The 25,238-nt window shown below is 65.1% G+C and carries 20 protein-coding genes; 11 read left to right on the top strand and 9 right to left on the bottom strand.

All coding sequences use genetic code 11. The features are described 5' to 3' along the window. Positions 1-186 precede the first annotated feature (186 nt). Entirely contained in the window at positions 187-867 is a 681-nt protein-coding gene (locus tag HSDC_RS00260; RefSeq protein WP_244534389.1) for a DUF1007 family protein, read from the top strand. Positions 868-918: 51 nt separating this feature from the next. Then, complete coding sequence (locus tag HSDC_RS00255; protein WP_064697930.1) at positions 919-1,950, top strand: nickel/cobalt transporter; 1,032 nt, start codon at positions 919-921, stop codon at positions 1,948-1,950. A 101-nt stretch (positions 1,951-2,051) separates the two neighbouring features. Here the strand turns inward: HSDC_RS00255 and HSDC_RS00250 are convergent, their stop codons facing one another. Further along, positions 2,052-2,663, bottom strand: a complete 612-nt coding sequence (locus tag HSDC_RS00250; RefSeq protein WP_064697929.1) for an NAD(P)-dependent oxidoreductase — start codon at positions 2,661-2,663, stop codon at positions 2,052-2,054. Between the two features lie 151 nt (positions 2,664-2,814). Here HSDC_RS00250 and HSDC_RS00245 point away from each other — a divergent pair, with 151 nt between their 5' ends. Then, the gene (locus HSDC_RS00245) at positions 2,815-3,198 is read left to right on the top strand and encodes a winged helix-turn-helix transcriptional regulator (protein ID WP_064698599.1); all 384 of its coding nucleotides are present in this window, start codon (positions 2,815-2,817) and stop codon (positions 3,196-3,198) included. A gap of 53 nt (positions 3,199-3,251) precedes the next feature. Here the strand turns inward: HSDC_RS00245 and HSDC_RS00240 are convergent, their stop codons facing one another. Continuing rightward, positions 3,252-4,913 (bottom strand): multidrug ABC transporter permease/ATP-binding protein, encoded by a 1,662-nt coding sequence (locus HSDC_RS00240; RefSeq protein ID WP_064697928.1) that lies wholly within the window; start codon positions 4,911-4,913, stop codon positions 3,252-3,254. A 213-nt stretch (positions 4,914-5,126) separates the two neighbouring features. Between HSDC_RS00240 and HSDC_RS00235 the strand changes: the two genes are divergently transcribed. From HSDC_RS00235 to HSDC_RS00210, 6 genes are all read left to right on the top strand, one after another. After that, on the top strand, positions 5,127-7,298 hold the full coding sequence (locus HSDC_RS00235) for a TonB-dependent receptor (protein WP_064697927.1): 2,172 nt from the start codon (positions 5,127-5,129) through the stop codon (positions 7,296-7,298). Between the two features lie 232 nt (positions 7,299-7,530). After that, a complete protein-coding gene (locus HSDC_RS00230; protein WP_064697926.1) occupies positions 7,531-9,012 on the top strand; it encodes a DHA2 family efflux MFS transporter permease subunit in 1,482 nt (493 codons plus the stop codon). Beyond that, entirely contained in the window at positions 9,009-10,073 is a 1,065-nt protein-coding gene (locus HSDC_RS00225; protein ID WP_064697925.1) for an ABC transporter substrate-binding protein, read from the top strand. The genes HSDC_RS00230 and HSDC_RS00225 overlap by 4 nt, the downstream gene beginning before the upstream one ends. Beyond that, the gene (locus HSDC_RS00220) at positions 10,067-11,065 is read left to right on the top strand and encodes a FecCD family ABC transporter permease (RefSeq protein ID WP_064697924.1); all 999 of its coding nucleotides are present in this window, start codon (positions 10,067-10,069) and stop codon (positions 11,063-11,065) included. Before HSDC_RS00225 ends, HSDC_RS00220 begins: the two co-directional genes overlap by 7 nt. A 5-nt stretch (positions 11,066-11,070) precedes the next feature. Then, positions 11,071-12,117 carry a FecCD family ABC transporter permease gene (locus HSDC_RS00215; RefSeq protein WP_064698598.1) on the top strand — a complete coding sequence of 349 codons (1,047 nt, stop codon included), beginning with the start codon at positions 11,071-11,073 and terminating at the stop codon, positions 12,115-12,117. Positions 12,118-12,170: 53 nt separating this feature from the next. Next, positions 12,171-12,794 carry an RraA family protein gene (locus HSDC_RS00210; protein WP_064697923.1) on the top strand — a complete coding sequence of 208 codons (624 nt, stop codon included), beginning with the start codon at positions 12,171-12,173 and terminating at the stop codon, positions 12,792-12,794. 71 nt (positions 12,795-12,865) lie between these two features. Here HSDC_RS00210 and HSDC_RS00205 read toward each other — a convergent pair whose 3' ends face one another. From HSDC_RS00205 to HSDC_RS00185, 5 genes are all read right to left on the bottom strand, one after another. Further along, positions 12,866-14,782, bottom strand: a complete 1,917-nt coding sequence (locus HSDC_RS00205; protein ID WP_244534388.1) for an IucA/IucC family protein — start codon at positions 14,780-14,782, stop codon at positions 12,866-12,868. Positions 14,783-14,874: 92 nt separating this feature from the next. After that, the gene (locus HSDC_RS00200) at positions 14,875-15,666 is read right to left on the bottom strand and encodes an HpcH/HpaI aldolase family protein (protein ID WP_064697921.1); all 792 of its coding nucleotides are present in this window, start codon (positions 15,664-15,666) and stop codon (positions 14,875-14,877) included. Further along, the gene (locus HSDC_RS00195; RefSeq protein WP_064697920.1) at positions 15,660-17,549 is read right to left on the bottom strand and encodes an IucA/IucC family protein; all 1,890 of its coding nucleotides are present in this window, start codon (positions 17,547-17,549) and stop codon (positions 15,660-15,662) included. The genes HSDC_RS00200 and HSDC_RS00195 overlap by 7 nt, the downstream gene beginning before the upstream one ends. Before the next feature lie 44 nt (positions 17,550-17,593). Then, complete coding sequence (locus HSDC_RS00190) at positions 17,594-18,856, bottom strand: type III PLP-dependent enzyme (RefSeq protein WP_064697919.1); 1,263 nt, start codon at positions 18,854-18,856, stop codon at positions 17,594-17,596. After that, the gene (locus HSDC_RS00185; RefSeq protein ID WP_064697918.1) at positions 18,849-20,660 is read right to left on the bottom strand and encodes an IucA/IucC family protein; all 1,812 of its coding nucleotides are present in this window, start codon (positions 20,658-20,660) and stop codon (positions 18,849-18,851) included. Before HSDC_RS00185 ends, HSDC_RS00190 begins: the two co-directional genes overlap by 8 nt. Before the next feature lie 491 nt (positions 20,661-21,151). Between HSDC_RS00185 and HSDC_RS00180 the strand changes: the two genes are divergently transcribed. Then, positions 21,152-22,000: an ABC transporter ATP-binding protein gene (locus HSDC_RS00180; protein ID WP_064697917.1), complete on the top strand. Its 849-nt coding sequence runs from the start codon at positions 21,152-21,154 to the stop codon at positions 21,998-22,000. Next, positions 21,997-22,920 carry a ferredoxin family protein gene (locus HSDC_RS00175; RefSeq protein ID WP_064697916.1) on the top strand — a complete coding sequence of 308 codons (924 nt, stop codon included), beginning with the start codon at positions 21,997-21,999 and terminating at the stop codon, positions 22,918-22,920. The genes HSDC_RS00180 and HSDC_RS00175 overlap by 4 nt, the downstream gene beginning before the upstream one ends. A 12-nt stretch (positions 22,921-22,932) precedes the next feature. Here the strand turns inward: HSDC_RS00175 and HSDC_RS00170 are convergent, their stop codons facing one another. Together HSDC_RS00170 and HSDC_RS00165 are read right to left on the bottom strand one after the other, a co-directional pair. Further along, on the bottom strand, positions 22,933-24,093 hold the full coding sequence (locus HSDC_RS00170; protein ID WP_064697915.1) for a metal ABC transporter permease: 1,161 nt from the start codon (positions 24,091-24,093) through the stop codon (positions 22,933-22,935). Beyond that, positions 24,093-25,238: a metal ABC transporter permease gene (locus HSDC_RS00165; RefSeq protein WP_064697914.1), complete on the bottom strand. Its 1,146-nt coding sequence runs from the start codon at positions 25,236-25,238 to the stop codon at positions 24,093-24,095. Before HSDC_RS00165 ends, HSDC_RS00170 begins: the two co-directional genes overlap by 1 nt.

Genomic DNA, 25,238 nt, shown 5'->3' with positions numbered 1-25,238 from the left:
GACGCCGGCACACAAACGTGGATGATAATTGTTGTCACCTAGATTAACAATTATGACCAGTCCGCCTTCAGCGCCCTTTCCACGCCGTACAAGGCGGTGTCGACCCGTTCCTGTCGCAATCCGGCGATGTCCATGGAGCTGCGACCTCATTCCTTGCTACGCTAGTTTCCTTTTCGGGGATGCCACATGTCGACACGATGCACCATGCCAGGCGCCGGACTCTGGCGCCTGGGACTAGGGATGGTCCTGTTTCTGCTGCCCTTGACGGGCATGGCGCACCCGCATGTGTGGGCCGACATCAGCGTGAAGGTAGTTCTCGATGACCAGGGACGCGTCGAGGCGCTCCGCCAGCGCTGGCGGCTCGATCCCTTCTACAGCCTGATGCTGATAGAGGAACTGAAAGGCGCCGAAGGGGATGCTCCCATGGAAGCCCGCCTCGACCAGTTGGGATCCGAGATCCGCAACAACCTGGCCCCCAAGGGCTACTTCACCGAGATACGACACGACGGTGAACCGGTCGCCGTCGATGAGGTCGAGGAATACACCACCATGGCCCGTAATGACCGAGTGGAATTCCTGTTCAAGCTGCCCCTGGCCCATCCCCTGCCCCTGGGTGATTCGGCACTTCGCTACCGGATCTATGACCCGAGCTACTACATCGAGATGGTGCACGAGATCAACGACGACCAGACACCACGAGACGATGCCTTGATCGTCGTCGGCGGTGATTGCACGACCCGCATCATCGCCGCTGACCCGGACCCGGAGCAGGTCGCCATGGCCGCTCGCCTGGACCGCACCGACGAAGCGCCGGAGGGCCTGGGCCGGTTCTTCGCCGAAACGGGGGAAATTCGATGCACTCCATGATGGTAACCTGCCAGGACACCTACTGTACCGCCTCGAACCGGAAAAGCCCCGATGTCCAACACCCTCGATAGGTCACCACGCCTCTCCCGATGGCTGGGCATCGCCGCCTTGCTGGCGGTGCTGCTGTTCCTCTGGTCGCTGAAGGAACATGGCCAGGCCATCGGCCTGCAACTGATCACCTGGCAGCGCGATCTGCACCGCGCCTTGACCCTGGCGATCAGCGAGCTTTCCGGCGCGCCCTCGGCACACACCTGGAGCATCCTGCTCGCTCTCAGCTTCGGTTACGGCGTGTTCCATGCCGCCGGCCCCGGCCACGGCAAGGCCGTGCTCGGCACCTACCTGCTCACCCAGGGTGGCGACCTGCGACGCGCCCTCACCCTTTCCTGTGCCGCCGCCCTGCTGCAGGCCGTGGTCGCGATCACCCTGGTGACGGTGCTGGTTCACGGCCTCGGTTGGCTGACACGTCAGGCCATCGGTTCGGTGATCTGGGTCGAGCGCGCCAGCTACCTGACGATCACCCTGCTGGGCGCCTGGCTGTGCTGGCGAGCCATCCGACAACTGCGCCCTGCTCATCCGCACCATTCCCACGCCTCTCATCCCCACGACGATCACGCCCACCCACACCACGCTCACCCTGCGAGTTGCGACTGCGCCCACCACGTCACTCCGGCGCAAGCCAGCGATTGGCGCACGGCCCTGCTCACGGTGGTCTCCATCGGCATTCGTCCCTGCAGCGGCGCCGTTCTGCTGGTGGGGGCCGCATCACTACTGGGGCACTTCTGGGTCGGCGTACTGGCGACCCTGGCCATGGCGGCAGGTACCGCCTTGACGGTCTCCACCCTGGCCCTGGCCAGTGTCGTGGCGCGGGGCTGGGCAGAGCGCCGCCTGGCTCGTCAATCGCACGTTGGCCGCCTCAAGCGAGGCCTCGGCTGGACCGCCCTGGGCGGTGGCCTGCTCATCCTGCTACTGGGCATCAGCCTGCTCATGGTCGAACCGGGGGAGCAGGCCGTATTGCCCTTGCTGAACAACCCGGCCATGGAGTCGGATGCCACGCCCGAGCCTTCTTCCCCCCTGGGCCTTTAGAGGATGGCATCCCCAAGACACGTCACCTGCTGGCAGCACACCCGGAATGTGCCAGGGATTTCAATATCGACATGTGAGAACTCCGTTCACGAGAGGGGCAATCAATAGCCAACGGTGAAACGTTGGCGCACGTGCCTGGGCTGCTCAAGCTCATCCACCAGCGCAAGGGCATAGTCTTCAAAGGAAATGCGAGAGCCCTCGTCAAAGGTCAGCAGCGTATCCTGCCCCAGACGAAACCTTCCGGTACGCTCGCCGGGCACGAACTCGGCCGACGGCGACAGAAACGTCCAGTCGAGATCATCGACATCACGCAGAAAGTCCAGAAACTCGCCACCGGCACGGGCTTCGGCCTTGTAGGCCTCGGGGAAATCCGGCTGGTCGATGAGCTTCTCGCCGGGCGCCACCTCGAGGCTGCCAGCCCCGCCGACCACCAGGTAGCGTGCCACGCCGGCGTCACGCACGGCACCCACGAGCGTCCTGACATCGCTTGCCGTAAAGGGCACGGCACTGATGACCGCATCATGGCCCTCGAGCAATGCTCCCAATGCCTGGCGATCGTTGGCATCGCCTTGTTTCGGCGCCACCCCGGACAATACGGCGATCCTCTCGACATGGCGGGCAATGGCGGTCACCCGATGTCCCCGATCGGACAGTTCGGCGAGAATGCGCGAACCGGCATCACCCGACGCCCCGATAAGTGCAACCTTGGCCATGAGACACCTCCTTGAGTTCATCCTCGGTACGTGGTCTATAAAGCAGACCGTGAGATAAACTTATGGGAGTTCCCGTGACGGCACAAGACGTCATCGTCACCTGACTCGGTCACGGCAATGTGACCATTGAACCCTCATGCATGGAGAGATCATGGCGACACCCCCCGACAGCGACGAGGTGATCCTCGAACAACCCTGCCCGATTCGCGATGTGCTCGACCGCATCGGCAATCAGTGGAGTCTGCTGATTCTGGAAGCGCTTGCCCCGGGCAAGCTGCGCTTCAACGCCCTGATGCGCGAGATCGGCGATATCTCGAAGCAAATGCTCTCCCGCACGCTCAAGCAACTGGAGCAGGATGGCTTCATCACGCGCACGCTCTATCCCGAGGTTCCTCCGCGGGTGGAATACTCCCTGACGCCGCTGGGGCATTCCTTTCTCGAGCCGATGCAGCAGCTCGTGGACTGGGCGGATACGCATCACCACGCCATCGTGGCCGCTCGCGCCCGATATCGGTCCATGCAAGCGTCGCCATGATGCCCGGCCCCATCTCGGACGATGCCGGGCCTGACGAAGGCAGGCTCGTCCGTTCAGACGCCATCCAGACTGCCCACCGCATCCCGGCTGGCCCGCTCCCGCTGCTGGCCGGCCAGCTCGCGAAGCCGGCCATCGCGCATCTCGAGCAGGCGGTCCGCATGGGCGAAATAGGCATCATCGTGGCTGACGGCCAGCACCGTCTTGCCCAGTTCGCGCAGCCGGGGCAGCAAGGCCTGATAGAAGGTCCGCCGGAACTGCGGGTCCTGGTCGGCGGCCCATTCGTCCAGCAGCAGGAAGTCACGTTGCTCGGCGACGGCCAGCAGCAGTGCCAGGCGCTTGCGTTGCCCCTGGGAAAGCTGCGGGTTAGCGACGCGATCACCGTCGAAATGCAGCTTCTCGTCCATGCCCAGCCGATCAAGCCAGTCGTCGACCAGGGCAGGGTCGGGTGAAGCGCCTTCCGGCCCCATCACGCGGTCGAAGAGATGAAAATCGGTGAAGACCGCCGAGAAACCGCCCCGATAAGCCTCCCACCGCTTCGGTTCCAGCGGCTGCCCATCGAGCAGGATCTCCCCGTCATGCGGCCGATAGAGACCGGTCAGCAAGCGGGCCAGCGTCGACTTGCCGCTGCCGTTGCCACCGATCAAGAACACCTGTTCACCACGTTTCAGCGTCAGGTCGATGGGGCCGACCTCGAATCCCCTGCCCTGCTCGCCGTCGGCATAGCGGAAGGTGACACCGCGCAACTCCAGGGTCTGCCACCCCGCCATGGACTCGCCGCTGGCGAAGGCTTCCCGGTAATCGGCCAGTTGCAGGCTCTCGAGCTTGTCGAAGGCGACCTGGGCACCGAGCAGCGTCGGCAAGGCGCCCACCGCCTGGATCAGGGGCGTACGCAGGAACAGCAACGTCAGCGAATAGGTCGCCGCCACATTGGTATTGGCCCAGCCCAACCCATTGGCCAGAAAGAAGGCCAGACCGATGGCCCCCAGCATCATGATGTTGGACCAGTTGACCGCACTCAGGTGAAAGGTGTCGGAACGGATGATGTGGTGGCGATACTCACGCGCATTGCGGGTATAGACCTCGTCGAACAAGCGCCGCGCACGATCGCGATTGAGCGCGAGCTCCTTGCGACCCTCGATCACCGCGGCGTAGTCCTGGTAGAGGCGATCCTCGGTCTCGCGCACTCGGCCGAGGTGGCGATAGACCCGCGAGACCAGCAGCCAGCCGACCACCACGGTCATCGCCACCCAGGCGGCCGTGACTGCCAGCATGCCGGGTGACAACCAGGCCAGGTACAAGGCCGACCCCACCGTCAGGATCACGCCCTGCACCAGTTCGGGCAAGCGCACGAAGGCAATGGTGATCTGGCGTACGTCGCTGGAGAGGCTGGCCATGAGGTTGGCACCACCCAGTTGCTCGACGCGCTCGATATCCGTGTCGAGGATTCGCTTGATCAACCGCCCGCGCAGTCGATAGACGAAATGGTGCCCCAGGGTGGTCAATGCCAGTTGCGCCCCGAGGGTAATGCCCAGCAGCAGCACGATCAGGCCGATGAACTGCGGCAACACGACCAGCGGCTCGCCGTGCGCCTCGATCAGCTGCCGGTTGATGAAGGCGATGACCCCGATACCCAGGCCGGCACTCGCCAGGCTGAGCAGCATGACGGCGATGAACGGCCAGCGGTAATGGCGAAAGACGACGCGTAACAGTTCCACGGTGAATCCTTGTTCGAGAGGGCGGGAGGAATTGTCCGCTCCGAGGCGCTCGCGTCAATGCGCCAGCCCCGAACGGGGACCACCTTGAGGCACTCCTGGCCGCATTGCAGCCGCAAATGAAAAACGTTATCGTTCGTCTCGCGATTTTCCAGTACCCATCAGGGTAACAACAAGAACGCCACTACACCGAATCGACAAGGGATCTTCTTCACCATGTCCATGCCACAACAACCGCGCTATGCCCGGCTGCGTCTACTGCCGTTCGTGCTTTGCTCCGCCCTGCCCGCCTCGGCCATGGCACAGTCCGCCACCACGGCGGAAACGCAGAGCGCCGACAGCAACGAGCTGAACCCGCTGGTGATCACCGCAACCCGCAACCGCAGCAGCGAAGGCAAGACCCCGCAGAAAGTCACCATCATCACGCGTGAGCAGATCGAGCAGCAGCTGGCGATCACCCAGGACCCCAGTCAGGTGCTCAGCAACCTGATTCCCTCCTACTCGCCCAGCCGCCAGAAGCTCAATAACACCGGCGAGACCTTCCGCGGCCGTTCGGTGCTGTTCATGATCGATGGCGTGCCTCAATCCAACCCGCTGCGCGACGGTGGCCGCGACAGCTACGCTATCGACCTCTCCATGGTCGAGCGCATCGAGGTCATCCACGGTGCCAGCGCCGAGCACGGCCTGGGCGCCACCGGCGGCATCATCAACTACGTGACCAAGCGACCCGACGGCGCCGGGGTTCAACAGCATGCCGGCATCAGCCTGACCAGCGACGACGATTTCCAGTCGGATGGCTTCGGCCACAAGCTGGACTACCGCCTCAGCGGCCAGCAAGGCGACTGGGACTACGTGCTGGCCGCCAGTCGCGAGGAGCGTGGCGTCTTCTACGACGGCAACGACGAGATCGTCGGCATGGCCTACCATGGCGAAATCCAGAACTCCGAAAGCTATGACCTGATGGCCAAGCTGGGGTACTGGATCGACGACAACCAGAACCTCGAGTTCTCGCTCAACCATTTCGACCTCGATATCAACGACGACTATGTGCCGGTATCCGGCGACCGCGACGCCGGCGTGCCGACCACGGCCCGCAAGGGCACCCCGGACAACGACCCGGGCTACAACGAAGCCACCACGGCCCGGCTGTCGTACTCCCATGCCGACTGGTTTGGCAACAACGTCGATGCCCAGCTCTATACCCAGCGATTCCGCGCTCAGTTCGGCGCCACCGGCCTTGGCTCCTTCCCCTACCAGGACGACGCCGGCAATACCCGGTATGACCACACGCGCAACGAGTCCGACAAGGTGGGCGCCAAATTCACCCTGAGCCGCGACGGCCTGCTGAACGACCGCCTGACCCTGACCACAGGCCTCGACCTGCTGCAGGACGAGACCCAGCAGGTGCTGGTGAACACCGACCGCAACTATGTCCCGGAAAGCCAGTTTCGCAACGTGGCGGCCTTCCTGCAGGGCGACTACGACCTGACCAAGTCGCTGAGCCTGCATGCCGGGGTCCGCCAGGAGCATGCCGAACTGAACGTCGACGACTACTCGACCGTGGATCGCAGCACGAGCGTCGAGAACGACCTGGTCTCGGTCAACGGCGGTACCCCCGAGTTCGACGAGACGCTGTTCAACGCCGGCATCGTCTATCAGGCCACCGACTGGGCCCAACTCTACGCCAACTACTCCGAAGGCTTCGGCATGCCCGACGTGGGCCGCGTGCTGCGTGGCGTGAGCACGCCAGGCCAGGACGTCGACGACCTGATCGACCTCTCGCCCATCGTCACCGACAACCGCGAGATCGGCGCGCGCTTCGACTGGGATCGCTACGGGCTCGAGCTGAGCTACTACGAGTCGAATTCCGACCTCGGCCAGCGCATCCAGCCCGATGACCAGGGCAACTATCGTGTCCAGCGGGAAAAGACCGAGATCCAGGGCGTCGAGGTCACCGGCGAGGCGCGCCTGAATGACGCCCACAAGCTGCGGCTCACCTATACCCACGCCGAGGGCGAATCCGACACCGACGGCGATGGCAGCGTCGATACCAAGCTGACGGGTCGCGACCTGGCACCGGACACCCTCAAGCTGGCCTGGAGCGCGGCCTGGAACGACAAGCTGTCCACTCACCTGCAGTACAGCCATTACTTCGACCGCAGCTTCGATGACCCGGAGATCGAGTTCGACGGCTATGGCCTGCTCGATGCCTCCCTGGCCTATCGCCTGCCAGTGGGCCGGGCCAGCCTGGGTATCGAGAACCTCACCGACGAGGACTACTTCACCTACTACTCGCAGTCGTTCCCTCAGTCGCCCACGCTTGAAGACGATCTGTACTTCAAGGGTCGGGGTCGTACCCTCACCCTGAGCTACCAGCTCGACTTCTGAGACACTCCATCCGATAGGCTGGCTTTTAGAGCGGCGCCCCAGGGCGCCGCTTTTTTTGGCCCTGGCACCACGGATGCCACCGAGGGATACCACCTCATGCGTCGTTCCTCCTCGCAATTGATAACGTTTTGCATTTGATGTTGTGCCATGTCATCATCCTGCCCCCATGACGCACGTCGCCGTGGCGTTCCGCTAGGCCAACGTCTTCTTTGCCCCCGCTGAGTGAGAGTCCATGCCGAATGCTCCCGGGCATGGCGGAAAGGTGCTGATCAGTGTGCTGCTGGGGACCTTTACCGTCAGCCTCAACAACAGCGCCCTGAATCTGGCCGTGGCCGAACTGATGACGACCTTCGAGGCCAGTGCCACGGATGTCAGCTGGGTGGTGACCCTGTTCATGATCGCCATGGGCATGACCATGCCGCTCACCGGCTATCTGGCCGACCGCTTCGGCCGCAAGCGCATCTATCTGCTCGGCCTGTGGGGCTTTCTGGCCGGTTCCACGCTCGGCGCCCTGGCGCAGAGCCTAGCCGGTATCATCCTCGCTCGCGGGCTGCAGGGCGTGGCCGCGGGGCTGATGATTCCCCTGTCGCTGTCGTTGATCTTCTCGGCCTATCCGGCCGACCAGCGAGGTCGTGCCAGCGGGATATGGGGCTTTGCGGTGATGATCGCCCCGGCCATCGGCCCGAGCGTCGGCGGGCTGTTGCTCGAGATCAGCCACTGGCGGGCGCTGTTCCTGATGAACATGCCGTTCGCACTGCTGGGGCTGCTGTGTGGCTATCGGTACCTGTCGGTGGAAGCTGCCAATCGGCGGCGCCGCTTCGACCTGCCCGGCTTCACGCTGATCTCCCTGGGCATGGGTGCGGTATTGTTCTCGCTCGGTCAGGTGGACACCCTGGCGAACCTGCTGGACTTCCGAGCCCTGCTCCCGCTGACCGCCGGGCTTCTGGCGCTGTTGTGGTTCGTGCGCGTCGAGCGAGGCGCCGATACGCCGCTGCTCGATCTCTCCCTGTTTGCCCACCCGGGGTATCGCTTCAGCGTCATCCTGGCCTGCCTGCAGTCGATCATCCTGTTCGGCTGCATCCTGCTGGTGCCACTGTGGATGCAGAATGCGCTGGGCTTCGGCCCGCTGACCACGGGGCTGGTGTTCCTGGCCACCGCGCTGGCCGCCTCCGCCTGCTCGCCCATCGCGGGGCGCCTGATCGACCGCTACCCGCCGCAATGCTGCATCGGCGCCGGACTGTTGATCACCATGGCCAGCCTGCTCGGGCTCGCCACCCTGACGGAGGCCACGCCGGTGTGGATGATCGGTGCCTGGATGGGCCTGCGCGGTCTCGGCCTCGGCTGCGCCTACCTGCCCTCCACCACGGTGGGCATGCGTGACCTGCCCGAGTCACAGGTCGCCCAGGCCTCGGCCATGAACAACATGTCCCGGCGTCTGGTCTCGTCGCTCGGTATCGTCGCGCTGTCCATTCACTACGACACGGCCGTGCAGGCTGCGTTGCAGCAGGGCATCCCCTACACCGAGGCGAGCGCTGCCGCCCTCCACCACGCCTTCCTGGCCCTGGCGGCCATCGCCGTGCTCTGCCTGCCATTGACCTGGCGGCTCGGTCGCGCCGTGACGCGACGGGATCCACCATCGCCCAGCGAGGCGTCAGCGCCCGTCCACGCACCCGGGCATTCCCTGAAGACCGCATCCCCCAGGAGGCCGGAATGAAGACTCGCGCCAGGATCCGGCGCCTATGGCGGGCAACGCTGCTGGCATCCCTCGTACCGCTGGGGGCCGCCGCCGATGCCCGTGACGGGCACAGCGTCGTCAATGCCTTCGGCGACACCCTCGTCCCCGCCAAACCGCAGCGTGTCGTCACCCTCTATCAGGGAGCGACGGACAGCGCGGTGGCGCTCGGCATCAGGCCGGTCGGCGTTGTCGACTCCTGGCTGGAGCAGCCCATGTATCGCTACCTGCGTGATGCGCTGGATGGTGTGGAGCACGTCGGCCTGGAGACCCAACCCAACCTGGAGAAGGTGGCCTGGCTGGATCCCGACCTGATCGTGGCCACGCGCTTCCGCCATGAGCGGGTCAAGCCGCTGCTGGAGAAGATCGCGCCGACGGTCGCCACCAGCACCGTCTTCGACTTCAAGGCCACCCTGTCGCTGATGGCCGAGGCCACGGGACGAGAGTCCCGCGCCCGCACCTTACTGCGGGACTGGGACGAGCGCGTGGCGGACTTTCGCCGCAAGATCGCCGACCGTCTGGGCGACGACTGGCCCCAGAAGGCCGCCGTGGTACGCTTCAAGAGCGACCATGTGCGTCTCTATTCCACAGGCTTCGCCGGCTCCATCCTCGATGAGCTGGGCTTCGAGCAGCCGGCATCCGTCCAGGATCAAGGGTGGGGCATGAAGCTGACCAGCGAGGAGAACATCCCGGTCATCAATGCCGACGTGATCTTCGTGCTGCTGGAACCGGATGACCCCGCCATCATCCAGAACTATCGGCACTGGACCGCCCACCCGCTCTGGCAGCGGCTGGATGCCGTGCAAAACGCGCGCGTCTTCGAGGTGGATGCCGTGAACTGGATCATGGGCGGCGGCATCCTGGCCGCCAACGCCATGCTGGACGACCTCTACCGTCATTACGGACTGGCGCCCCACCCCGGGCACACGGCCCCTTCGCCAGATAGCTCGGCCGGCGCGGCATCCTCAGACGCCGCGGCCACGACATGCGCCGGCGATACCGCCGTGGCATCCCCCAGGGGCGAGGAGCCAGCCGCATGCTGAGTTGTCGTTTGTCACGAATCGCAGGGCTGCTGGTGGGCATGATGCTGGTCGCGGCGGCCTTCGCGGCAAGCGTCATGCTGGGCACCACGGAGATCGCCCCGCCGACCTTCGCCCAGGCCCTGATGCACTACGATCCCTCACGGGTCGCTCATATCATCATCGTCACGGAGCGCCTGCCCCGGGCGGTCATCGCCGCTCTTGTCGGCGCGAGCCTGGCCATCGCCGGCGCCCTGATGCAGACCATGACCCGCAATCCACTGGCCTCGCCAGGTATCCTGGGGATCAACGCGGGGGCCATGTTCTTCGTGGTGATCGCGGTCTCGCTGCTGCCCCTCCACGCACCGGCCGACTATGTCTGGGCAGCACTGCTGGGCGGGCTCGTCGCCGCTTGCCTGGTGATGATGCTGAGTCGCGGCCGTCAGGGTGAGCTCTCGCCGTTGCGGGTCGTCCTGGCCGGCGTGGCCGTCACGGCCATGTTCGTTTCCTTCAGCCAGGGCCTGCTGATCATCGACCGCCAGAGCTTCGAGAGCGTGCTGTACTGGCTGGCCGGCTCCGTGTCCGGGAGGGAACTCTCGCTGGTAGTGCCGCTGCTGCCGCTGTTCGGTATCGCCCTGCTGCTGTGCACCCTGCTCGTCAGGCATGCCAATGCCCTGTTGCTGGGCGACGACATGGCCGAAGGCCTGGGCATGCGTGCCGGTACCATCAAGCTGCTGCTCGGCCTGGCGGTGATCCTGCTGGCCGGAAGCTCAGTCGCGCTGGCCGGCATGATCGGCTTCGTCGGGCTCATCGTGCCGCACATGGCGCGCGGGATCTTCGGCGTCGACCACCGCTGGCTGCTACCGGCCTGCGCCCTGCTGGGCGCGAGCCTGCTGCTGCTGGCCGATGTGGCATCGCGCTTCCTGATGGCCCCTCAGGATGTTCCGGTTGGCGTGATGACCGCCCTGATCGGCACGCCTTTCTTCATTTATCTGGCGCGCAGGAAGCAGGCCTGATGACCATGACCGCCTCTCCTTCCCTGAAACACCAGGGCGAGCGTTCCCTCGAGGCCCGTCGGTTCCGCGACCTGGGCGTCACCATCTTGCTCCTGCTGGTCTTGCTCGCCAGCATGGGCGTGTCGCTCGGCCTCGGCAGTTTCCCCACGCCGTTCGTGAACGTATTGGATGCGCTGGCCACGCCACAGGACAGCGACATTGCCTTCATCATCTGGGAGCTGCGCCTGCCGCGCATCGTGCTGGCCGTGCTGGTGGGCGCGGCTCTGGCCGTGGCCGGCGCCATCCTGCAAGGCATCGTGCGCAACCCGCTGGCCTCGCCGGATGTGATCGGCATCACCAGCGGTGCCGCCATGACCGCCGTCGCCTTCCTGGCACTCTTTGGCACCGGCCTGAGCATCCACTGGCTGCCGGCTGCCGCACTCGTCGGCGCGCTGCTTTCCGCCATGCTGGTGTTCCTGCTGGCCTGGAAAGGCGGCATCACGCCCTCGCGCATGGTGCTGGTCGGCATCGGCCTCTCCGCCGCCATGGGGGCTGTGACCACCCTGCTGATCGTGATCAGCGACGATGCGTCGGCCATGGCCGCCTATGTGTGGCTGACCGGCAGCCTCTACGCCGCCCAGTGGCAAGACGTGTTCGGCCTGCTGCCCTGGCTGCTGGTCGCCGTTCCCCTGTGCCTGTCCCAGGCGCGGCACATGGATGCCATGGCGCTGGGCGACGCGGTTGCCCAGGGGCTGGGCGTGAGCCTCCTGCGCAGCCGCCTGGTGTTGATGGCCTGCAGCGTGGCTCTGGCGGGCGCGGCCGTGGCCTTCGCCGGCGGACTCAGCTTCGTGGGCCTGATCGCCCCGCATATCGCGGCTCGCTTGGTGGGACGTGGCTTCGCCCGACTGGTGCCCGCCGCCGCCCTGGTCGGCGCCCTGATTGTGCTCTATGCCGATCTGCTCGGCCGCGTGGCCTTCCTGCCCAAAGACCTGCCCGCCGGCATCTTCGTCTCGGGAATCGGCGCGCCCTTTTTCGTCTATCTACTGCATCGCTCCCGTGGCCGCCGTCACTGAATCGGCCGGCCATCATCGCTCCATTCACTTCATGGCACGACCAGGGAAAGCCCATGTTTCATATCGCCCCCCGCCAGGACACCCTCACGGCACAGCAACGGCAACGCTACCGAACGCTCGCCACCTCCACCCTAGGACACTTCACTGACTTCGGCGCCATTGCCTCGCTCACGCCACTGCATCGTCCTATCCGGCTTCTCGGCACGGCCGTGACGGTCAGGATTCCCCACATCGACGGTAGCATCATTCGCGAGGCGCTGAAGATGGCCTGCCCGGGCGATGTACTGGTAATCGATGTCTCCGGCGACCAGCATCGTGCTTGCTGGGGTGAGTTCCGGGCCTACGCCGCCTTGCGCAAGCAGCTTGCGGGGGTCGTCACCAACGGCGCGATCACCGATTGGGACGCCCTGTCCCGGCTGAACCTGCCCATCTACGCTCGTTCGACCAGCCCACTGACCACCAGAGCGCTGGAGCTGGAAGGTGAGATCAATACCCCGGTTGCCATCGACGGCGTCACGATCAATCCCGGCGACCTGGTGGTAGGCGACGACGATGGGCTCTTCGTCATTCCGCCGCACCGTGCCGACGCGCTGGCCAGCGCTGCGGAGGAAAAGCAGGCACAGGAGGAGGAAAAGCGACACGCCATCGAGGCCGAATTCCCCGAGTGGTTCCGCTGACAACACCCCCATAGAAAAACACCGCCCGATGGCATGTCGGGCGGTGTGGGTCGTATCGGGCGCCGTTCGTCTCAGGCCTCGCTCAGCGCCTCGGCTGGCATGGCCACATCCGGCAGGCCTGCGCGGATGAACGGATTGCAGGTCGAGCTGGTACCGAAGGGCATGCTGCCCGGTCCCCCGGCGCGCTCGATGATCGGCGTGATGAGGCGCTTGTAAGGCCATTGTGTCCTCTCGAAGAGCGCCTCCTTGAGCATCTCGCGGTCGTGATCGTCGAAGGGAATCGCCTCGATCCGGGCCGCAAGACGAGCCGCCACCTCTCGCCAGAGATCACGAACCGGCAAGGCGTAATGCTCCGCCAGCGTCTCGATGATCGCCCTCAGGTTGACCTGTATGGCCAGGGTCTGAAGCCAGAACAGCAGGGCCTCGAGACTGTCGTGGTACAGGGTGTTGGCGTGGCCGGGCTTGATGCAGTAGCACGGGTCCTGCATGCCGTGCCGCTCCAGGCGCGCGACATTGATTCTCAGCGAGTCATGGTCGCGCAGCAGCAATCCCTCGCACCGTCCTTCCCTGAACACCAGAACGGCATTCTGGCCATGCACTTCGGCCAGCATGCCGAGCCGGAACATGCGCAGGTTGATATCGAAGAAGGTATCGCTCAGCTCGCCCAACAGCACCCGAATCGCGTCGGGGCCGGCCGTCATCCCACGCTGTGCCAGCCAGTCGTCGAACACATGGTGCTCGCCGCCCGGCAGCGGCGTTCCCAGGGTGGCCATGGGCACCAGGCGTACGTTCGGGTCCTCCAGCAAGGCTCGAGGATAACTGCGCACCATGGCGGACAAGTGCCGCGGCGCTTCGTCGAACAGCGTCGCCTCCTCCGGCATGTAGGCCCACCACTTGCCTTCGTCGCACAGGTAGAGCCCCTCGGCGAGCCAGGCATCCTTCTCCCTGGCCTGGTGCAGCAGGCGGGCGCTGAGATCGCCATTGAACATCTTGACCGCCGGCAGGTAACGCGACGCTCCCAGGGAATGGATGGCCATCGGCAGCTTAAGGTAATGCGGACTCGCCATGGTCGGTGCCAAGGAGCGAAGCGAGGACGTCGCCAGCCAGGGAGCCGTGACCGTCTCCAGCGAGACGCAGTCGCCCGCCGCGAAGGCCGCTTCCAACCAATGGGGCAGCGCATGCTCGTGCTGCCAGGGATGCACGGGAATGGCGATGTGTGTCCGAGCCAAGTCCCGTGAGCTCATCTCCCGCTCCAGCGCTTGACGGTCCTCATCACCGACGAGCCAGGCCATCGGCGCCGGACACGCCTCGTCGACTCCGGCACCGGTCATCACCCGGTCGCGGGCCATCGCGACCCAGCGCAGCGTGATGGGCGCATCGAACTCTGCCATGTAGGCGCGATACTCGTCCTCGCTGAGCCCCTGCTTGGCCTTCGCCGTGGGATGGAAGGGTCGGTCGAGCAACGACGCCCACTGCTCCATGATCGCGAAATGCTCGGCCGTATCACGGCGCAGCAAGTCCCGTGTCGCCACCCGGTGCTCCACCGAACGTTCCGCCTGCCAGAGGCTATCGGCAAGCGCCTCGAGAAACACTTGCTGCCCCTGCCCCAGGGCCTGATCGTCGCCTTCCGCCATGGCACCGAAGACACGACGCATGAAGGCAACCGGATCGAGTGACGCCCACTCCCCACTCTCGTCATCCACCACGATCACCGGGGTCCGAGGCACCTTTTCCCACACCTGGGCAATACCGGGCTGCAGCAACATGACCACACGTTGATGCCGACCCTGGGGCCAGCTCCAGAACCAGCGCGAGGGTTGCCCACCATGGGCCTGGAACACCGGCAGGCGGGCAACCCTGTCGTCGACCTCGGAGGCGTCCTGCCAGACCGCGCCGAGATCGTCCAGCATGCCCTCTATCAGCAGACCATCCACCAATGACTGCATGATCTGCGCCTGCGCATGATGTTGGGCATTGAAAGATTCCATGGTCGTGAACTCCGAAACGGTATCAGTACGGTCGAGCGAGGGCACATGGCTCGCTCGATGATCAGAAAGGGGAAAGTGCATCATCGGTGAACTCATGAGGGAGAGACCTCTTGCTGCTCGGTGCCCCTGGCCTCGTCGAGCGCCTTCTGCAGGGCACGAAAGGCGATGCCACGCTCATCGCCCAGCATGAAGGTGCTGACGCCACGCGCCTGCCACCGGGCCTTGGCGTCCGGCTGACGCAGGAAAGCGCAGTAGGGAAGGCCCCGTTCGCTCGCCGTGCGCTGGACCGTCTCCAGCGCCTGGACGACATCAGGATGGCCGGGCTGCCAGGTTACGCCCAGGGACTGGGACAGGTCCGCCGCCCCCTCCAGCACCATGTCGAGGCCCGGCACGTCGCAAATCGCCTCGATCCGTGCCACCCCCTGGCGGCTCTCGATCATGGCGACCACCATGATCTCCCGATTCGCCTGCACGACGTATTCCGCCAGGGAGGCCTTGCCGAAGGCACCGGGACGCCCGGCATTGAGGCTGCGCTCGCCTTCCGGGGCGTACTTGCACGCGGCCACGGCCCGCTCAAGGGTCTCAGGGTCTTCCACGTTGGGCAGCACGATGCCCTGGGCGCCCCCGTCGAGCAGGCGCAGCAGCATCTTGGGGTCGGCATCCGCGACCCGGACCAGCGGCGTCAGCCGGTAGCTCTCGGCGGTACGGATCATATGCTCGACGGTTTCCGGGTTGATCAGCACGTGTTCGGTATCGATCACCACAAAGTCGAAGCCCGCCTCCGCGATCAGTTCGATGGAGGCCGCCGTGGGCAGGGAGGCCATGACACCGTGGACTTCCCGCCCCTCGGCCAGCGCCCGCTTCAGTCGATTGGCCCTCAGCATGACACCGCCTCCTCCGGCGCAAAGGCCGCCAGCGGGTTGGGCACATGCTTGATCTGGGGATCGTCATCGCCGAAGAGACGACGACGGGTCAGGGCCTCCACCTCCCACCGGGGAGCGAAGACATCGAAGCGGCGGTAGCGCTCGCCGTGCTGCGGGTGCGCCTCTTGATAGGCCTTGATCACATCCGCCGTCATGGCCCAGAAACGCGACTCTTCCAGGCCGAAGTGCCGATGCAGGAAGACGGCCATCTCCGCCAGGGCAATGAAGAAGAAGGCATCACAGGAATAGTCGCGCACCGCCTCCAGGTCATCGGTGACGATGAAGGAATTGCGGTTGAGGGCGGCATGGCGCTCGGGCACGGGCTCCAGGACAGGAGCCAGCTCAGGCCGTGCCAGATGCGACGTACTGAAGCGCACGCCGTCATGGAAGTCCTTCAACGCCACCCTGAGCGGCCAGCCGTCGCGGTGGATGACCACGATATTCTGGCCATGGGACTCCATCCCCACCCCCTCGGCGAACAGCATGTGGATGATCGGCAAGGTGGCGACCTGCACGAGCTGCCGAGTCCAGGCTTCCAGCCCATGACGCTCCACCCAGGGGGCGATGAAGGGAGCGACGGGTTCCCCCTGGGCATCTCGCGTGAACTGGCTCAGCCCATTGAAGAGCACGGCCCGCTCGCCGTCCTGCAGGAATGCACTGACGTTCTGCCGCCAGATGGCACCGACCTTGCCATAGACATCGTTGTATCGGGACTCGGGAAAGGCGCGCTCGTCCAGCGCCACGCCGGCCACCTCGCCCAGGATCACGAACCCCGCCGCCCTGGCGGTCGCGTCCGTGTCGATGAGCCGCTGAAGCCACTGGGTAATGACGGGCGCGTTGGTCACGGTATGGCGCGCCAGGATGCGCGTGCTGGACGTATTGGTGATGCTCATCGCCAGCTTGAGATACGGCTTGTCCGTATCCTGCGGGGCCAGGGTGCGGATCGACTGCTGAGCGGTATAGGTCGTCTCGCCCTCGCCCAGCAAGGCGATCTCGCCGCTGGCCAGCTCCGGGTAGAGCGCGGGCACCAGCGCGTTTTCCCACTGCCAGGGGTGCACTGGCATCAGCACGACCTCGTCTCGCGCCAGCCGCCGTCGCGCCAAGTAGTCATCCAGACTCGCCAGCACTCGCGGCCCGGCATCCTCTGCGACCCGATCGGCCAGCGCCATTCCGCTGACCGCTCCCTGGTGCGCCAGGCGGGCCGGCACGGCAAGCCACCAAACCCGCAGCGGCTGCGCGAACTCCGGCCCATAACGCTGGTTGTCCCGCAGGGAAAAGCCGAGCCGTGACTTGTAGCAGGGATGATAGCTGTGCGCGTCGGTGAAGTACTGCTCCAGGGCATCGGCATCCAACGTCTGCGGTATCTCTCGATAGGGCACCGGCCAGGCGGATGACTGCACGTCCTTGATCAGCGTCTGCGTCAGTTCGTTGACGAAGCCGGGCTGAATCGCGGCATCCCCCAACGCCGCTTCGAGGTCCTCGAGGAAGTGCTGCAGGCTCAATGGCGCCGGGGTGCCCTCATGGTCCTCGACCGTCAGCGTGGAATGCTCGAGACGAATCAGCCGGAAACTGTGGCATTGCCAGCCGCTCACCCGATAGTGGCGCACGCCCAGGGTCAGAGAGAACGAGGTGGCACCGGAGATACCGAATGACGGCTCGCCGGCGACCTCGTAGGGGAGCACGTCTTCATAGAGCAGGGTCTGCAACAGCTGGCCGATGACACGCTGCTCGATGCGGCCGTGATGCCGCCAGTGCTCCGGGGAAGCGAAAGGCGTGGAGACGGATCCCGGGGCATCGCCCAGCGTTGCCGCGTCCTGCGGCAGAACACGTTCAAGAGATGACATGATGTACCTTCAAAACCTGATAAATGGAACGGCGACCCTCTCGGTCAGCTCACCGGCTCGGCGCGCCGTTGAGCCCTCGTCTCGGGGACACTGCCCTCGCGGCTTGCGGAGACGAAGATCTGATCGGGACGTGGGTGGCACAGGAAATCCGCGTGAGAGATGTTGTAGCCATAGGCGCCGGCCAACGGCAGCACCAGCAGGTCTCCCACCTCGACCCCTTGCAGCGCCTGCTGGCGGCTCAACACATCCTTCGGAGTACAGAGCTGCCCCACCACGGTCCAGGCCCGGCGCTCCCCCTCACGCGACCGCCGAGGATCGCGCGGCAAATGGATGACCGGGTGGTCGTGCCCCTGGGCCGCGGGCAGGCGAAACTGGTGCGTGCCGCCCCGACAGACGAGAAAGCCTTCCCCATGGCTGACCTTGGTATCGAGTACCTCGACCGCGTAGTAGCCACAGAAGGCCGAGAGAAAACGGCCGATCTCGAAGCGCACCAACGGCGGCTCATGCATGGTCGACAGGCATCGCTCCAGGGCACGGCACAGGCCAGGCCAGTCGAACTGCTCGGACGGCTGGAGATAGTTCACGCCGATCCCGCCCCCCACGTTGAGCTGGAGCACCTGCTCCGGATGGCGGGCCAGCGCGCGCCACTCGGGCCAGCGCTCCAGATAGAATGCCAGGAGCCGCTGGTGTCGCTGCTCGCATTTCTGGTGCGACATGGCATGCACGTGAAAGCCGACGAGCGTCAGGTTCGAGGCCTCATCCACCGCTTGCACGGCATCTGCCAACTGCGCCTCATCGATACCGAAAGGCGTGGCGGTACCGGCCATCCTCAGGCGGCTGGAGAAATCCGCGGGCAGCGAGGGATTGATGCGCACGAGCACGGGCTGCACGTGCCCCAGCGATGCCGCGATCGCCTGCAGGCGAGCCACTTCGCCGAGACTTTCGACATGGAAAGCCTCGACACCTCGGCTCATGGCCTCACGCATGTCGGCGTCGAGCTTGCCCGGTCCGGAAAGCACCCAGGGGCGCGGCGTCGAACAGGCGCAGGCACGCTCGATCTCGCCACCGGACGACAGCTCGAGCCCATCCACCACGGGCGCCAGCGTATCGATGATGGCCGCCTCGCTGTTGGCCTTGATCGCGTAGTAGAGCTCGACGCCCGATGGCAATGCCGCCTTCATGGCACTGCCCTGCGCCGCGAGCGCCGGCAGGTCATAGAAGAACGCCGCCATGGGATCGCGGCATGCCTGTCGATGCGCCTCGATGGCATCGAGGATGTGCCCGGGAATCCGAAAGTGCTCAGCCATAAGCCACCTCCCTGTCCACCGTCCGGGCGACCTGCCAGGGACTGGGCAGCGCTACGTACTCGGCCTGTCGGTCCGCCTGAGCCATGAGCCGTAGCTTGAAGTTGGTCTTGCAGGGCAGGTCACCACCCTCGAGCAGCGCATCCAGCTCAGGGGCCGGCATGTCCAGGGTCTGTCGCACGCGCCGCAACTCGTCCAGGGTGTCCTGCCACAGAGCGTCGCCCAGTTCGGGGCGCTGCCAGCTCAGCGCCAGGATCGCCTCGGCGACATGGTTGACAAGCAGGCAATAGGCGATTCGGTTCCACCCCTGCTCGCGGCGGTAGGTCATCGACTCCCTGACGCGGGGATGCAGAGACTCCCCCGCGAGCCAGTCCACGCCCTTGTCGTCGGTCAACTTGACCCCTTCGAAGTCACGCAGCAGCATCTTCCAGGGCATGCCCTCGTCGTGGATCAGCACGCAATTCTGCAGATGAGGTTCCATGACGATGCCATGGCGGAAGAACAGCCCCATGACCGGCGCCACCAGTGTGCGCAGATAGGTCTGGAACCACTGGCGAACGCGGCGCTCCGACGGCAGTGCCTGTTCGCCCTCGCCGTGCGTCGAACCGCCGATGAAGGACAACACCAGAGGCGCCAACTGGGTATCGCGGGCGAACAGCGTCGCGCTGAGCAAGCAGTGTTCGGGCGCGAATCGCTGACAGAAGTTTTCCCGCAGGATCACACCGGTCTGCTCCCGGAACCAGCGCTTCATGTCATCGTCGCCCTCGGTTGGCGCCCAGTGCACCGTGGCCGGTTCCTGGGCCACGCACAGCGCCTCCAGCACCGAGTCCTTCATCCGGGCGAGCCGGTGCATGATGCGGTCGATGACCAACGTGCTCTCCAGCTCGTACCAGGCGTTCTTGCGTACGCAATTGGTGATGCGCACATTGAGCGATCCCTTGAGGAACCAGGGATGGCCCTCGATATACCAGGTGCGCATGGAAGCGGTGGGCGCGGCAGACCAGCCGCTCTGCCCGAGATCGCCGATGATGCCGTGGCGAATCAACTCCGCCACCCGGGGATCCCGCCGAAAGAGATCGGCCTGCACCGGGTGCATGCTGAGCACCCTGCGCTCGTTACCCTCGGCATGGGTCTGGTCGGCCACATTCAACAGCACATCCCGGTCAGTCAGCCGATTGGCCTGAACGCTCAGCCCCTCCACAGGGAAGGAAAACTGGTGCAGGGCCGTGGTCGCATTGAATTCCGGGGCATAGGCGGGCCTGTCCTGCAACAGGTGAGGCGGCCATTGCCTGGCCTTGGGCGTGGGGTGATTGGGATGACCGAACCATAGCCCCTGCTCGCTCCGACGATAATCCGTCAATGGATGACGTCCGGGATGGTCGACGGCATGCGCGACGATCGTCGTCATGACCTCCTGACTTTGCACGACCTGATCGCGAAGCTCCTGATTGAGCGTGCCGTCATGCCACTGGCAGTGCGCCAGCAGGGAGTCGATCAACTCCGCCATCTCGGGGACATGCCAGCCGGTGGCCGCCGATGCCCGCAGGTAGACATCGGAAAGATAGAAATGGCTGCCGATCACCGAGCGCCGATCCACCATCACGAACAACGACAATGATGCCGACCACTCGATCAACAAAGGCGTGCCATGCAGACGCTCCGGCAGCCCCTCCCGCCGGACCGGCCATCGATAAGTCAAGGTGTCATGGGGAATGGCCACTTCCTTGATGATGCAATTCAGCAACGCATGCGTGGATGCATGTCGGCTCGTCTCGCCGGGTAAGCGAGAGAAACGGGCATAGCTCATATGGCCTCCGCAAGAATGCCGTCCTGTAAAAACCCCCTGCCATGCTGTCTGCCGTGCCGTCGGCGCGGCCCCTCGTCGGAGAGGCTCCGCCGCCAGTCTCGGCTGCCCGCTGGCAGGCCAGTTAGCGCGTCCCTCGCTAGTCACGTTGCGAAGTTGTATTGGATGGTTGTGCTTGTTGTGTCGATCGAGCTCGCGAGAGCCTCGCTTGCCTGCCGGAAAGGCTCCCTGTCCCTACGTGTGGCGGCCCCGCACCGACGGTGATCGGAACCCCATATGCCGCATGATCAGCCACATATTGCGAGGCGCACCGTGCAAATGAGAATGATTACCCTAATCGTTGAGATTAATGATGTCCATGAGATTCGAACGATCCGTTCGCTATATGCTGGTATCTCATCGTTCGGGAAGGACTCGCGGAGGCGCCTCATTCATTGAAAATGAGAACTCTTTGTCTTAATGTCACCGACCCAGCTTCTACATCGATGGGCCCCATGCATTCGACATCCGCCAAGCCACCGCGACTGACCGGTGAAGCCCTGTGTGCCGGGTATGAATCCCGACGCGTGCTGGACGGCGTCGACCTGGCGGTGGCCGAAGGCAAGCTGACGGTGCTGCTGGGCCCGAACGGCAGCGGGAAATCGACGCTGTTGAAGACGCTGGCGCGCACCCTGCGTCCCAGCGCCGGCCGCGTCTGCCTCGATGGTCAAGACATCCATCGTTGCAACACACGGGAGGTGGCGCAGCGCCTGGGCATTCTGCCTCAGGGCCCTGCCGCGCCGGAGGGCCTCACGGTCAGACAACTGGTCGCCATGGGCCGCTTCCCTCACCAGCGCCTATGGCGACAGAATGCCGAAGAGGATGCCCGCGCCGTGCGCGAGGCGATGGCCTATACCGATGTCACGGACTACGCCGAGCGCAGCGTCGACGCACTTTCCGGCGGTCAACGGCAACGTTGCTGGATTGCCATGGTGCTGGCTCAGGAAACGAACCTGATCCTGCTCGATGAGCCCACCACCTTCCTCGACCTGAAAGTCCAGGTCGACCTGCTCGAACTACTGTCCCGCCTGGCCCATGAGCATGGCCGAACCCTGCTGGTGGTCCTGCACGATCTCAACCTGGCCGCCGCCTACGCCGACACCCTGGTGATGATGCGAGACGGCGCCATTCTCCACCAGGGCGCGCCTCGGGATGTCTTCACCGCTGCCAATCTCAAGGCAGTCTTCGATCTCGATGCCAACGTCATCCACGATCCGCATTCCCGGCGCCTGGTCTGCGTGCCCACGCCAGGCATGCGCGCCCCCGCGCCATCCCCGACACCCAGCGAACGGATCGCGCCATGAACCAACGCTTCTGCGCCGTGGAAAGCCGCGCCATCGACGACCCGCTGGTCGGTAGCGGCACCCATCCCGAACGCAACCTGCTGCTCAGCTGGCCTCGTTCCAAATGGCAACGCAACCTGCGCCAGGCCAGCGACATGCCCGAGGCACTCCTGACAGCCCTGCATGCCCTGCCCGACGAAGGGCGACGCGTCAATCTGATCCACCGACGAGAGCAGTCCGAACGGCACCACCGCGTGTTCCTGATGCCCGAGCGTCAGGCCTTCGACATCCCCCGCGACACACTCGGCGACTTCATCGCCGCCCTGCGGCGCGGAGATGACCTGGCCGCCTGGCAGCCCGAAACGGTGGAGCGCTCACTGGTGCTGTGCTGCACCCACGGCAAGAAGGACAAGTGTTGCGCCAAGTTCGGCTTCGCCACCTACAAGGCCCTGGCCGAGGCGGTACGCCAACGCAACCTGCCCTTCGAGGTCTGGGAGAGTACCCATCTAGGCGGCTGCCGGCTGGCAGCCAGCGCCCTGCTGCTGCCGCAACTGCGCAAGTATGGGCGCATCGGAGACGACGACGTCCTGCCGTTGCTGGAAAGCGAGGCACGCGGCCGACCTTACCTGCCCTGTTATCGCGGCGACTCCCGACTCACGCCGCACCAACAGTGCGCTCAGGTCGCCGCTCTAGAGTGGCTGGCAGCGCAAGGCCTGGAGGCAGACGTCAGGGTCGAGGACAACGCTGCGGAAGCCGACGAGACGGATCGCGACCTCGTGGTCACATGGCACACCGGACGTCAGGAGGGAAAGCTGACCATCCGCTGTCACGCACTGGAGTTGATGCGTTACGACACCTGTGCCGATCTGCCGAACGGCCCTTCACCGAGCTGGGTATGGCGCGCCGTCGAAGTCCGGGAGGGCACGCCGGCCCTGGCATGATCGTGGGGCGACTCAGGACACCGTCGTCGTCAAGGACCCCGTGCCATTGCGCGTCGGCTCGAGAATCTCCCTGGCCATCTCGCGACCAGCGGCGGTAAGCACGAGCGTCTCGCCCCGGCGTTCGATCAGACCGGCAGCACAGCTCCGCTCGACCACCCGGTTCGCCTTGGCGCCATCCCATAGCAAGTGTTCGCGCAACGCCTGGGTGACATTCTCCACCCACTGCTCCGGCCCGTCCTCATGGTTGTAGAGATGCACCGCCAGGGTGCGGATCTCGTTGACCCGACGCTGGCCGCGACGTCGCAGCACCTGGGCGACCATTCCGTAGCGCGGCCCGACCAGGAAGGCCAGCAGCAAAAAGACACCGGTCATCACCGCCATCATGCCGCCGATGGAAACGTTCCAGGCCACGGCCAGGAAGTAGCCCGAAACGCTGGAGGCGATCGAGACCAGGGCACCATAGACGAACATCATCCACAGGCGGTCCGTCAGCAGATACGCTGCCGAAGGCGGCACGATGACGAAGGCCACGAAAAGCACCGCGCCCACCGCATCGAAGGCCGCCACGGCGGTACCGCTGGTCAGGAGCAACAAGAGATAGAACAGCACGCCAGGAGCCAGTCCCAGCGCCTTGGCCAGCGCCTCGTCGAAGGTGGCGATCTTGAGCTCCTTGTAGAAGAGCGTGACGAAGGCCCCGTTGATCAGCGTCATCGCCCCCATCCACAACAGCGCCTGGGGAACGCGGTAATCGCCGATGGTCAGGGTATCGAGCCACACGAAACCGATCTCGCCGAGCAGCACCGTGTGGGTATCGATATGCACGTCCCGCGCATAGAGGTTGAGCAGCAGCACCCCCGCCGAGAACAGCACCGGAAACACCAACCCGATGGCCGCATCCTTCTTGACTCGCCGCGTGCTGACCAGCAACTCGGTGAGAAAGACGGTGAGCAGGCCCGTCAGGGCGGCACCGACGATCTGCACCGGACCGCTCTGCTGGTGGGTCAGCAGCCAGACGACGACGATACCGAAGACGATGGAGTGGCCGATGGCGTCGGACAGCATGCTGACGCCGCGCAGCACCAGGAAGGTGCCCACCAGCGAAGAGGCGATGCCTACCAGGGCGCCGACCAGCATGATCATCAGGGCCGCATTGTCGAACAGCGAAGCCAGCATCAGCGTTCCTCCTGTCCGAGGGAGTCGAGGATGCGCTTGGCCTCCTCGAAGCCCGACGCCGTCAACACCCAATGCTTGGCCCCGCCGGGTTCATCGGGCGGGGCCGAGCGCCACTCGACCAGGCCGCGCTTCTGCAACTGGCGCAATGCCGCTCGGGTACGATGCCCGTGATAGGTATCCAGCATGCCTTGCTCGGAGCGAAACACCGGATCGGCATGATGCACCGCAAGCCGATAAAGCGTGGTCAGCACCTGCTGGTAACGCAGCCGGCGCCGGCCACGCCACAGCCGCACGCCCTCCCAGACGAATCCCCTGCCCGGTGCCAGCAGCAACGACACCATCACCACGCTGGAAACACTGAGAATGATCAGCGGCCCCGTGGCCAACCCCCGTGACAGGGCACTCAGCACGGCGCCGAACACCCCGCCCGACACACCGATCACGGCGGCCAGCATCACCATGCCCTCGAGCCGATGACTCCATTGCCGAGCCGCCACCGCCGGCGCGATGATCATCGCCGCCATCAGCACCACGCCGACCATCTGCAGCCCGACCACCACGGCCAGGGCAATCATCACCGTCAGGATCACCTCGAGCCACATCACCGGCATGCCGAGCGAAGCGGCGAACTCGGGGTCGAAGGATACCAGCTTGAATTCCTTCCACAGCGCGATCACCAGGGCCAGAGCGGCGACGGTGATGCCGCCCATGATCCACAGGTCGCCGCGCAGGGTCGCCGCGGCCTGGCCGAACAGGAAGGCGTCGAGACCGCCCTGGGCAGCATTGTTCATGTTCTGGATGTGAGTCAGCAGCACGACCCCCAGAGCGAAGGAGGTGCTCAGCGTGATGCCCAGCCCGGCATCGGTCTTGAGTCGGCTGTTGCGGGTCAGCAGCAGCATCACCAGCGCGGCCAGCGCCCCGGTGGTCAGCGCCCCCAGCAGAATGATGCCCATCTCCCGGGCACCGGCGACGATGAAGCCGATGCAGACCCCCGGCAGAGCCGCATGGGACATGGTGTCACCGAGCAGGCTCTGCTTGCGCAGCACGGCGAAACTGCCGAGCACGCCGCTGATCAGCCCCAGCAGCGCCGCGCCGATGGCCACGTTCTGGATGGTGTAGTCATGCAACAAGCCAAGCAGCGACAT

Origin of the sequence: Halomonas caseinilytica (assembly GCF_001662285.1) — a bacterium.
In the GTDB taxonomy this organism is placed as follows: domain Bacteria; phylum Pseudomonadota; class Gammaproteobacteria; order Pseudomonadales; family Halomonadaceae; genus Halomonas; species Halomonas caseinilytica.
This window is presented reverse-complemented; position numbering and strand designations above follow the sequence as displayed.

What these genes read in the sequence shown, in the direction of transcription:
- HSDC_RS00195 (WP_064697920.1), bottom strand. Translation starts at nt 17,549, where the DNA reads ATGTCATCTCTTGAACGTGTTCTGCCGCAGGACGCGGCAACGCTGGGC.
- HSDC_RS00165 (WP_064697914.1), bottom strand. Translation starts at nt 25,238, where the DNA reads ATGTCGCTGCTTGGCTTGTTGCATGACTACACCATCCAGAACGTGGCC.
- HSDC_RS00230 (WP_064697926.1), top strand. Translation starts at nt 7,531, where the DNA reads ATGCCGAATGCTCCCGGGCATGGCGGAAAGGTGCTGATCAGTGTGCTG.
- HSDC_RS00210 (WP_064697923.1), top strand. Translation starts at nt 12,171, where the DNA reads ATGTTTCATATCGCCCCCCGCCAGGACACCCTCACGGCACAGCAACGG.
- HSDC_RS00235 (WP_064697927.1), top strand. Translation starts at nt 5,127, where the DNA reads ATGTCCATGCCACAACAACCGCGCTATGCCCGGCTGCGTCTACTGCCG.
- HSDC_RS00180 (WP_064697917.1), top strand. Translation starts at nt 21,152, where the DNA reads ATGCATTCGACATCCGCCAAGCCACCGCGACTGACCGGTGAAGCCCTG.
- HSDC_RS00200 (WP_064697921.1), bottom strand. Translation starts at nt 15,666, where the DNA reads ATGCTGAGGGCCAATCGACTGAAGCGGGCGCTGGCCGAGGGGCGGGAA.
- HSDC_RS00215 (WP_064698598.1), top strand. Translation starts at nt 11,071, where the DNA reads ATGACCGCCTCTCCTTCCCTGAAACACCAGGGCGAGCGTTCCCTCGAG.
- HSDC_RS00170 (WP_064697915.1), bottom strand. Translation starts at nt 24,093, where the DNA reads ATGCTGGCTTCGCTGTTCGACAATGCGGCCCTGATGATCATGCTGGTC.
- HSDC_RS00250 (WP_064697929.1), bottom strand. Translation starts at nt 2,663, where the DNA reads ATGGCCAAGGTTGCACTTATCGGGGCGTCGGGTGATGCCGGTTCGCGC.
- HSDC_RS00185 (WP_064697918.1), bottom strand. Translation starts at nt 20,660, where the DNA reads ATGAGCTATGCCCGTTTCTCTCGCTTACCCGGCGAGACGAGCCGACAT.
- HSDC_RS00205 (WP_244534388.1), bottom strand. Translation starts at nt 14,782, where the DNA reads ATGGAATCTTTCAATGCCCAACATCATGCGCAGGCGCAGATCATGCAG.
- HSDC_RS00260 (WP_244534389.1), top strand. Translation starts at nt 187, where the DNA reads ATGTCGACACGATGCACCATGCCAGGCGCCGGACTCTGGCGCCTGGGA.
- HSDC_RS00220 (WP_064697924.1), top strand. Translation starts at nt 10,067, where the DNA reads ATGCTGAGTTGTCGTTTGTCACGAATCGCAGGGCTGCTGGTGGGCATG.
- HSDC_RS00225 (WP_064697925.1), top strand. Translation starts at nt 9,009, where the DNA reads ATGAAGACTCGCGCCAGGATCCGGCGCCTATGGCGGGCAACGCTGCTG.
- HSDC_RS00175 (WP_064697916.1), top strand. Translation starts at nt 21,997, where the DNA reads ATGAACCAACGCTTCTGCGCCGTGGAAAGCCGCGCCATCGACGACCCG.
- HSDC_RS00190 (WP_064697919.1), bottom strand. Translation starts at nt 18,856, where the DNA reads ATGGCTGAGCACTTTCGGATTCCCGGGCACATCCTCGATGCCATCGAG.
- HSDC_RS00255 (WP_064697930.1), top strand. Translation starts at nt 919, where the DNA reads ATGTCCAACACCCTCGATAGGTCACCACGCCTCTCCCGATGGCTGGGC.
- HSDC_RS00245 (WP_064698599.1), top strand. Translation starts at nt 2,815, where the DNA reads ATGGCGACACCCCCCGACAGCGACGAGGTGATCCTCGAACAACCCTGC.